This is a genomic window from Teredinibacter waterburyi (assembly GCF_001922985.1).
Taxonomy (GTDB): Bacteria; Pseudomonadota; Gammaproteobacteria; order Pseudomonadales; family Cellvibrionaceae; genus Teredinibacter; species Teredinibacter waterburyi.
Genome location: NZ_MRUH01000121.1, coordinates 129,471 through 138,344 on the forward strand (window position 1 = coordinate 129,471; position 8,874 = coordinate 138,344).

The following is an 8,874-nucleotide window of genomic DNA, read 5'->3' on the forward strand; positions in this document are numbered from 1 at the left end:
CCTTCATGAAATTCGCCCGTAAAAAACATTTGCAAGAAACAGTAGAGCTTAATATCACCGCCTTTATGAATTTGATGGTGATCTTAGTTCCGTTCCTGCTTATTACCGCCGTGTTCTCGCGAATGACTGTGCTGGAATTAAATTTGCCTGCGTTAGATGCCGCGCAAAAAGAAAACCCAGATCAAGAAATTAAATTGCAGTTACAAGTTGTAGTGCAAGCGGATCAGTTAACGATCCAAGACGGCAACCTCGGTGTATTAAAGCAGGTCCCTTTTACCGGAGAGACTACCGATTGGAATTTGTTCGCCGACGTATTGATTGAAATTAAGCGCCGCTTTCCTGACGAAAAAGGTATCGCCCTGTTACTCGATAGCAATGTTCCCTATAAAGTTATGATTCAGGTTATGGATAGAGTAAAGTCGGCGGATGTGGTCAATATTACCAGCCTGCAAACCGTTGAATTATTTCCCAATATTTCTATCGGCGATGCGCCGACACTATCTGATGTCAATGCAGCTAATTCCAGCGATAGTCCTGCTGATAAGGCGGTGCCCTAATGTCTGCATCTCGACGCGCTCGGCGTATGGAACGCCATCATAAACTGCGTAAGCAGCCAGCACTGAACCTTGTTTCACTGATGGATATTTTTACGATATTGGTGTTTTTTCTATTGGTTAACTCGTCTAGCTCGCAGCAGTTGCCATCGGCAAAAGATTTAAAGTTGCCAACCTCCGTAGCCAAAAAAGCGCCAGAAGAAACGCTTGTAATAGCGGTAACCCCCGTCGATATTCTGGTGCAAGGGCGACGTATTATCGGTGTTGATGCGGCACTTGCCGATACCGATGAGGTCATTCAAAGCTTAAAAACTGAGCTGGAATTACAGGGGAGTCGTTCGGTATTAGCTCGCAACTTAGGTGCGGAAGGTCGCGCAATTACGATTATGGGTGATGAAAATATTCCCTACCAGCTCGTGCGGAAGATTATGAAAACCTGTCAGCAAGCGAACTACACAAAAATTGCATTCGCTGCCAACCAAATAGCGAAGAGTAAGTTGAATGGCGAAAGCCAATAGCCCAAGAAAACGAGTAGTATGACCGCACAAACCTATCAAACTATTGCCCTCGACTGGCTGCCCGATAGCCGCGAAGAGCGTAGCTTCATACTTATTACGGTTAGCGTTTTTATCGTAATGTTCGCGCTCGCCTTGGTGTTGGATTCTATTACTGTGCCAGAAGTGGATAGATTTAAAAGCGTTGTTCCCGATCGTGTCGCCGAATTTATAGAAGACAATGAAGTGGAAGTTGTGCCGACTCCCGAGCCCACACCTATTCCAACGCCAGTGCCCATCCCCACACCCAAGCCAAAAGTCGCTCGCGATATCGCGCCCGAGATTGAAGCCGCACCGCTCACAGAAGTCGAGCAAGAAGCGCGAGAAAAGGCGTCGCAAAGCGGGCTTTTAGCGCTCGCGTCCGAAATGGCCGACCTTATAGATAGTTCCGATGTTGATGATCTTGTGGCGACACAGGCGAGCAGTAGTGATGCGGCCAAGCAAGCCGCGGTACATTCAACCGATGTGCTTACTGCGGGTGTTAGCGAAGGCAGTGGCGGCGTAGATGCCGCGGCTTATACGGGCGGTGGCATTGGTTCAACAAGCTTAAGTAAACGTGACGTTGCGCTTGTGAAGCAGTCTCTATTTAAAGACGGCACACCAATTAAAGGTGACGGAGTTACGAGTAAAAGTAGCGGTGAGCGTACTGGCAAAGTGCGATCTGAAGAAGAAGTCACGATTGTATTCGATCAGAACAAAGGTTCGCTTTACTCAATTTACAATCGTGAACGACGTAAAAATCCAAGCTTAAAAGGAAAAGTCGTTCTCGAGATAACGATCGCACCTAATGGCTCGGTTACAAATATTCGTATTGTCTCTAGCCAGCTCAACGACCCCGCGTTAGAGCGACGTTTGCTCGCTCGTATCAAAACTTTCAAGTTTGGAGAAAAAGACGTAGAGGCGGTGACGGTAACCTTCCCGATAGAATTCTTACCGTCTTAAAACTCTATATATTTAGTAAAAAAATAGAATCCCGTTGCGACAACACCGAATACAAACAAAATGATCAGTGATGACAGAATCAATGTTTTATTCGGTAGCCCTTTAAGTGTGTATAGGCTTGATTCCGTCGGCTTAAGAGGGTTGAAATAGGCTGTTGTCGCGTCGCCAACTTGCAAGCCCTTAAGTGCCGTTACAGCATCTTCCTTGTATTCGAATATGTTTGGCAGGCCAGGGTAAAATTTTGATCCTTGATATTCCTTCCCATCAAATACGAATGTGTATTTCAGGTCTACTCTGTAGTCATAGCTTACCTTGGCCGCAGTTTGGGATGAGCTGTCGGTTTGCCTTTCTTGAACAATGTCTATGTGAGTGATATGCGCCTTGGTTGTTTCCCAGCTTGTGCTACTGTAGAGACGAAAAAATGTAACGGCGATGAACGCTGCAACGGCTATTAAGACGAGTATGTAGATCATTTTCATATTAGCTCTTTGGTGGTACTCATCTAACAATTTGCCAGCCTGCGGCGGTCTTAGCTACAAAGGTCGGTAGCTCGAAACCGAGCTCCTCAGATTCTAATTCTATGGCTTCACTGCCAGATTTTTTTGAGACATAAACGGCACGGCCATTAGCGACAAGCTCGAAGCTAATATTTTCGGGTGTTAGCTTTTCTGCGGCTACCGGCTTTTGCTCAGCGATCCAGTTGTAGTTAAACGAGACAGCCTCCGCAATCTGCGCTTTGCTTTTCCCTTCCGCTAGGGCGTCATCCGTCAACTTAAAATCTTGTAGTGCTATGGCCCTGTCGATAGCACCGGTTAATATCGATTGCTCGAGTTCGTTGACGATTTTAAGAATGTCTGATTTATCTGCTGCCGTTAATGCCGTTACTTTTTCGGTGTTATTCCAAAGTTTTAATGTAGGGATGTCTGACAGCTCGAATACTAACTTTTGATTTAGGCTGGCTTGGGGGGCTGGAAAAGCTTCGCTTGGGTAGGTGAAGTCGATATGGCGTTGTTTTTCTTTCGGGAAATCTGAGGTGTTATCGTGTAGGTATACAACGACTTTTACGGTTCCGACGATAGTTTCAGCGTCGTTTAGCGGCGCAAGCGAAATGCTTAAGCTGTTTTCCCCTTGAACGAGCAGGTTGTTTATGGATTCTTCTACTTCGAAACCGCTCGCATCACTGTGTTTTGCTACGGGAAAATCATTAACTCGAATATCGGCCGTTACATTTGTGATTTCGATTTTTGTATAGTAAATATTGTGCACGAGCGTTACCTCTTTGGATTGTGCGAAACTGGATATGGCAATTAACACCAAAAGGCTAACGAGATTAGCTAATTTCAATTGGGGCTCCTAGGGTATTTTTTCATCGCGGGAAAATCTTTTTGTTTGCGCTTTTATAAAGTTCATACTTCGACCAAGGCTTCCATTCTTTCTGACCACTTTTTGACTTGATCTTCATATACTTAATTTTATATTTTGCAACACCAACGAAGGGTTCCACATTGACGGTAGTTTGTGCATGTAGCCCTGTGTTATCTAATTTTAAGGTGTCTTTCCCTTCTACTTTTACGCTGCCATTCACTTCAAGTTCTACTGAGATTACGTAGTCACTGCCGGCTCTGGCTCTTGCACCTAGGGTTACATTACCTTCTACTTTAAAGTTAGCCTCGCCTTCAGTTTTTTCACCTCCATCCGGGTAGAACTGTTTGTGGGGCGAGCCGGTTAGTGAGCCACTACAACCTGCAGAGCAAAAAATTTGCATATCTGCGAGGTGTTTTGCCGCAAATGTCGAGGCGGGGGGCGGTAAACCGGCGGCGGTTAGGGCGAGTTCGACGAAGCTAATGGACGCTTCAATCTCTACGCCCAAAATAGGGTCTAAGCCAAACTCTGCGCTAACGTCGTAATAGGTGTCCCAGTCGGATGCTTCTTTCCATCCCCACGCGGCACTAAAAGATCCTGTTGGACCGGTGATCTTCGGCACAATTTTGACTGGCGATAATGAAAAAACCGTTTTCCCCCAGGTTTTCCACGCCTCATTAATTTCCTCCGCCCAACTGGCAAAAATATCTAAATTACCTGTAATCGAGTATTCGTCACTCGGATAGGTTTCCAGCGTGCGTGTGACGACACTACCGTCGCACCCCTTAGCTTGAATCTGGGTGGTTTTCGGGGAAATATCGATCGTCCAATTGTCTGGGTCACTGTTCTTTTTGTAGGTCTCTATTGTTTTTGTTTTACTGTTTGTCCAGCTTGTACCGTCGTCGCTAATTTGGGGGCAGGTCGCCAGCTTATCCTTGGCGAGCGTAAGCGAGCACTCAATTTTATCGCGGCCATTGTATTTGTGCTTAATGGACACTTTCACGCCCATTAATTCGTAGTCCTTTGTCTTTGTCGTGTCGGTAGAAGGAACAACGCGCAGTAGGCCCTTCGGGTTCTGGGTTCTGCCGTGCCCGCATTTAATGACTAGATCCGTGGCTGTACATACGCCGCAGCTTTCAGTTGCTTCTGGCGCTAAAGGTGCAGCGCGATTTCCTGGGGAGTTCGCCGGAGGGGGAGAGCTAGAAGATTCATCTGCACTATTATCCGCAGAGCTTTCTTTCCCGCTAGGCGTCATTCGGCTTTCGTTTATACCAAGCTCGCCATTACAGAGTGCATCGGCTATTCGATCTAGCATTGCATCGGTGCCCACAGACGGTGCGGCGCCGGCCGTTGCTGTGGGGGAGGTGAGTGCGTAGATACTGGCGATTTGTTCGCTATCAGCTGGCGCTAGAACTTTCTCGACGAAGGCTAATGCTACTTTTTTCTCACCAAACATTGGTGTTGCTGCTTTACCTGAGGCTAATTTTTCACTTGCGGGCACAAATTGAGTAACAAGCCCGCCGGTTTGTTTTACTTGTGTTTTGGCGAATATTTGATCGCTTGGCTTAAACGCTGTAACTTCAAAAACACGTAGAGTCGGCTGGCGGTACATGGCAGCAGCAAGACGATTCAGTAGGTCTGCTTGACTGGCGGTACGTACATCTGTCGTGAGCGCCAGCCCTAGCTCCCGCCAGAAAACTAAGTCTACGGGAAATGAATTAATAAATGCCCGTGCGTGTAATTCGCCGGTAAAGCGTATGGATTTTAATCCGGCTGGTACTATTCCATCGCTTTGTAGGTGAAATTTGTACAACGCCCCAGAGGTGTTTCGAATTGTTTGTGTTCTTATCATCGTTCCTTCGCTGTCAAAAACTGCACGTATTGATAATGGATATGAACCCTATGCCAACGATTTGCCTCTAAAAGAAGGAGCCGGCACAGCGTCTTCTAGTTTATTCTGTGTGGTCAGCAGGCTACAAGGTTACCGGGGGGTTGTTTTGCGCGGTTGTAGCGCGTGCTTAGGTTTTGCGGTGTTGGTCACAAAAATACTAACAAGCGCTCGGCTAGTGGATTACATTGGGCGAGGTAGTTCGTCTGTAACCGACGCCGTGTTACCTGTTTAACATTCGATTACGGCGGGTAATGTTACATTAGTCGCCATTAATAAAGATCTGAGAGATGGTTTCATGGAAGGCGTAAAACTTAAGGATAAAACCAGTGGCGAGTTTTTCTTAACTGGAAAGCCGCGGCCGGGTACTCCGCTCAAATCATTCGCTAATACCGCCGCGGTGTTGGCATTCCTAAACACCTGCCAGCAGCCAGATCGCAAGAGTTGGAAGCAAACCCTACAAGCCCTCAATATCCCCGGCGTGAGCCTAACAGACGACAGCGCTGCACAGCAGTCTATCGCCGAGTTGGTGCAGGCTAAAAAAGCCTGGGTGTATAGCGCAAAGCCAAGGGTGGCGAACCACAACTCCGGTAATACCGGCGGCGCCACGGGGCCTACCGAAGTCGCCGAACTCGGTGGCGCGCGCGGTGACAAGCCCGTCGATCAGCCCGATGCAACCGAAACCAAGCTAAGCCCGCAAGAAAGCGATGCCCCCGCCACCAGTGGTGACGGCAATAGACAAGGCGCGCAACCCGTAGAAGAAACCGAAACCCGTGGCTGCCCGATTAGCATGGTGTCGGGCGAAGAAGTACTGCAATTAACAGATGCGCTATTACCCGGCCCACTAGCCTTTGCGTGGAATAGAACCTATCGCTCTAGCCATAGCCGCAACACGGGTTTGGGTTGCGGCTGGACACACGCCGGCACCGACCGGCTAGAAATAGACGGCTTTAGCGTTAACTACTTTGATGACGAAGGTCGCACTATCCCAATGAAGTTGCCCAGCGAGCAACAGGAAACCCGCTATTTACCCGAAGCCATAACATTACAGCGCCTAGACGCCAAACACTTCCTGCTAAAGCAAAACGGCAAACCCGACAAGCTGTTCGACCAACTTGGCGAAACCCCCGTCTTTAGATTGCGCCAACTGCGTCATCCCGCCTATCGCTCTAGCTTACGCGGTGTGCGTGAAGAGCAAGGCTACTGCATTGACTTCAGCTACAACGCCAATAACAACGTGCTTCGTATAGAAGGTAACTGGGGCAAAGCCTTTCATATCGTTCGCGACGATCAAGACCGTGTAGTTGAACTGGTACTGCAAGACGAAAAAACCGCCTTACAAAAAACTCTAACCCGCTACCACTACGACGACAATAACGACCTTATCGCCCAGCGTAATGCCGACGATGAAGGCGAAGACTACGAATACAACAACCACTTATTTACACGCCGAATACTGATTACCGGTTTTAGCTACTACTACCAATGGGATGCCAACGACAGCAGCGCGCGCTGTACCCGCACCTGGGGCGACAACGGCGTTTACGATTACAGCTTCAAGTGGGACCCAGACAACAGTACCAGCTACGCCACCGACAGCCGTGGTTACACCAGCAGCTTTCAATACAACGAATACGGTCAAATTGTCTTAGAAATAGATAACGAAGGTGGCGAACATCACTACAGCTATTTAAACGGCCGTAAAGTTAGCTACATAGACCCACTTGGTCACACCACGCGTTATTTTTTCGACCCCGAAAACAATCCCGCCGGCGAAACCGATGCCCTAAACCAGCAGCACTCCATCGGCTATTTTCGTGGCAAGCCTACCCGAATTAAAGAGAAAGACGGCAATCTGTGGCGTTACGAATATAGCTCGAATGGCCTAGTAGAAACCGCAACCGACCCCGCCGGTAAAACCACCCACTACAGCTACAATGCCAATGGTCTCGTTAACAAAATTACCCAACCCGACGGCCGCGCAAATGTTTACCACTGGAACAAAGCTGGGCAATTAACCGCAATTGTGACCCCCGAGGGCCTGCGCCGTTATTTTTACTACGACGCGTGGGGGCAAATAAAAACTGCCGAAACCCGTTTAAATAAAGACGAGCCCGGCCCGCAAACCCACTTTGAATACAACGCCCTTGGCCAAGTGATAAAAACCACAGCGCCAAGTGCTGCGCCCAACGCCTTACCCGATGATGTTAGCGTAAACCTCTATGAATATAACGAGAACGCCCAGCTCGTTCGCCACAGCGACCCGCGAGGGCGAGTAACACAGTTTGAATACGACGGCTTAAGCCAAGTAAAAAAACGTATCGACCGCGAAGGGAATAGCCTGCGTTACGAATACGATACCGAACGCAACCTAACCACATTGATAAATGAAAACGGCGAGCGCTACAGCTTTGTATACGATGGCAACGAACGCCTAATAAAAGAAGTCGGCTTCGATGGCCGCATCCAACACTACAAATACAACGCCGCCGGCCATTTAATAAAACATATGGATGGCGGTAGCGTAATCACCCGTTTCGAGCGCGACGCACTTGGCCGTATGACCACAAAAGTGAGTGCTTCGGTTGCCAACCCCGAACAGAAAGAACGCAGCCGCTATGTTTACGACGCGAAAGGCCGCTTAAAAGAAACCTACAATACCGATCAGTACCTAAGCTTTGACTACAATATTTTTGGCACGCTCGAACGCGAACATCACTGCGATATTAACGATCGCATGCAAAAAATTAATAGCAGCGCCGCCAATATTCAATACCAAACCCAGTGGCCCGGCATACGAACCGGCATGCTATTACCTAACGGCGAAAGCATCGGCTATGCATACGACGAACGAAAGTTGCTGCAAGACGTTAGCTGGAATGGCGAGCGTGTAGCCCAAATAGAGCGCGATGTGTTGGGGCGCGAAACTCGACGCGACCAAGGCGAACTTTCTACGTTTCGTGATTACGACCCCAGTGGCAGGCTAGCCCAGCAAGTTGCCGTTAATCGCAACAATAAAAGCCTGCGCCCAATTGTACGTCAATACCAGTACGACGACTTTGGCAACCTCAGCCAAATAAACGAAGGCGGCGCGCTTCTAGGTGATAATGCCAACCTAAATCGAAACAGCCCCGGCCAATTACAAACCCGCTACATTTACGACTTGCTCGACCGCCTGAAAAAAGTCGAAACCCAAGCGGACGGCAGCAACAGCGAACACTTCGCCTTCGACCCCGCCAGTAATCTAGTCGCTATAAGCGAGCAAAAATCCAACCGCCAGACAAATGTTAGCGGCAACCGCCTCGCCATGCAGGGCGATAAAAAATTCGAATACGACAAGCGCGGCAACCTAATAAAAGAAAGTCGCGGCAAAGACGGCAAGCTAGTAACCGAATTTGAATACAACCTGCAAAACCAACTCGTAAAAGTACAGCGCGACGGGCAAACCACCCATTACAGCTACGACCCACTCGGCAGGCGTATAAAAAAGCGCGATACCTTCGGCGAAACCCACTACCTATGGGCGGGCGACCAGCTAGTACAAGAAACCCGTAACAGCCTTAAAAAAACCTAC

Annotated in this window: 7 protein-coding genes; 4 read left to right on the forward strand and 3 right to left on the reverse strand. The window is 48.5% G+C overall.

Translation table 11 applies throughout. From position 1 onward, the window contains the following. Nucleotides 1–5: 5 nt before the first annotated feature. From IDZ20_RS08795 to IDZ20_RS08805, 3 genes are read left to right on the forward strand one after another with little or no spacing between them, the layout of a single operon-like run. The gene (locus IDZ20_RS08795) at nucleotides 6–557 is read left to right on the forward strand and encodes an ExbD/TolR family protein (protein ID WP_188151053.1); all 552 of its coding nucleotides are present in this window, start codon (nucleotides 6–8) and stop codon (nucleotides 555–557) included. Further along, on the forward strand, nucleotides 557–1,072 hold the full coding sequence (locus IDZ20_RS08800; RefSeq protein ID WP_188151054.1) for an ExbD/TolR family protein: 516 nt from the start codon (nucleotides 557–559) through the stop codon (nucleotides 1,070–1,072). Before IDZ20_RS08795 ends, IDZ20_RS08800 begins: the two co-directional genes overlap by 1 nt. A gap of 18 nt (nucleotides 1,073–1,090) precedes the next feature. Then, entirely contained in the window at nucleotides 1,091–2,050 is a 960-nt protein-coding gene (locus tag IDZ20_RS08805) for a TonB family protein (RefSeq protein WP_188151055.1), read from the forward strand. Here IDZ20_RS08805 and IDZ20_RS08810 read toward each other — a convergent pair. The 3 genes from IDZ20_RS08810 to IDZ20_RS08820 are packed head-to-tail and all read right to left on the reverse strand — an operon-like array spanning nucleotide 2,047 to nucleotide 5,264. Next, nucleotides 2,047–2,529 (reverse strand): DUF3592 domain-containing protein, encoded by a 483-nt coding sequence (locus IDZ20_RS08810; protein WP_188151056.1) that lies wholly within the window; start codon nucleotides 2,527–2,529, stop codon nucleotides 2,047–2,049. The two genes, IDZ20_RS08805 and IDZ20_RS08810, sit on opposite strands and share 4 nt — an antisense overlap. A 19-nt stretch (nucleotides 2,530–2,548) precedes the next feature. Further along, nucleotides 2,549–3,394, reverse strand: a complete 846-nt coding sequence (locus tag IDZ20_RS08815) for a hypothetical protein (protein ID WP_188151057.1) — start codon at nucleotides 3,392–3,394, stop codon at nucleotides 2,549–2,551. A gap of 22 nt (nucleotides 3,395–3,416) precedes the next feature. Then, nucleotides 3,417–5,264 (reverse strand): hypothetical protein, encoded by a 1,848-nt coding sequence (locus IDZ20_RS08820; protein ID WP_188151058.1) that lies wholly within the window; start codon nucleotides 5,262–5,264, stop codon nucleotides 3,417–3,419. Nucleotides 5,265–5,598: 334 nt separating this feature from the next. On the opposite strand from IDZ20_RS08820, the gene IDZ20_RS08825 reads away from it, so the two are divergent. After that, nucleotides 5,599–8,874: DUF6531 domain-containing protein (locus IDZ20_RS08825; protein ID WP_188151059.1), on the forward strand; the 3,276-nt coding region annotated here is incomplete at its 3' end.

Coding starts and splice junctions, on each gene's coding strand:
- IDZ20_RS08795 (WP_188151053.1), top strand. CDS start 6: ATGAAATTCGCCCGTAAAAAACATTTGCAAGAAACAGTAGAGCTTAAT.
- IDZ20_RS08800 (WP_188151054.1), top strand. CDS start 557: ATGTCTGCATCTCGACGCGCTCGGCGTATGGAACGCCATCATAAACTG.
- IDZ20_RS08805 (WP_188151055.1), top strand. CDS start 1,091: ATGACCGCACAAACCTATCAAACTATTGCCCTCGACTGGCTGCCCGAT.
- IDZ20_RS08810 (WP_188151056.1), bottom strand. CDS start 2,529: ATGAAAATGATCTACATACTCGTCTTAATAGCCGTTGCAGCGTTCATC.
- IDZ20_RS08820 (WP_188151058.1), bottom strand. CDS start 5,264: ATGATAAGAACACAAACAATTCGAAACACCTCTGGGGCGTTGTACAAA.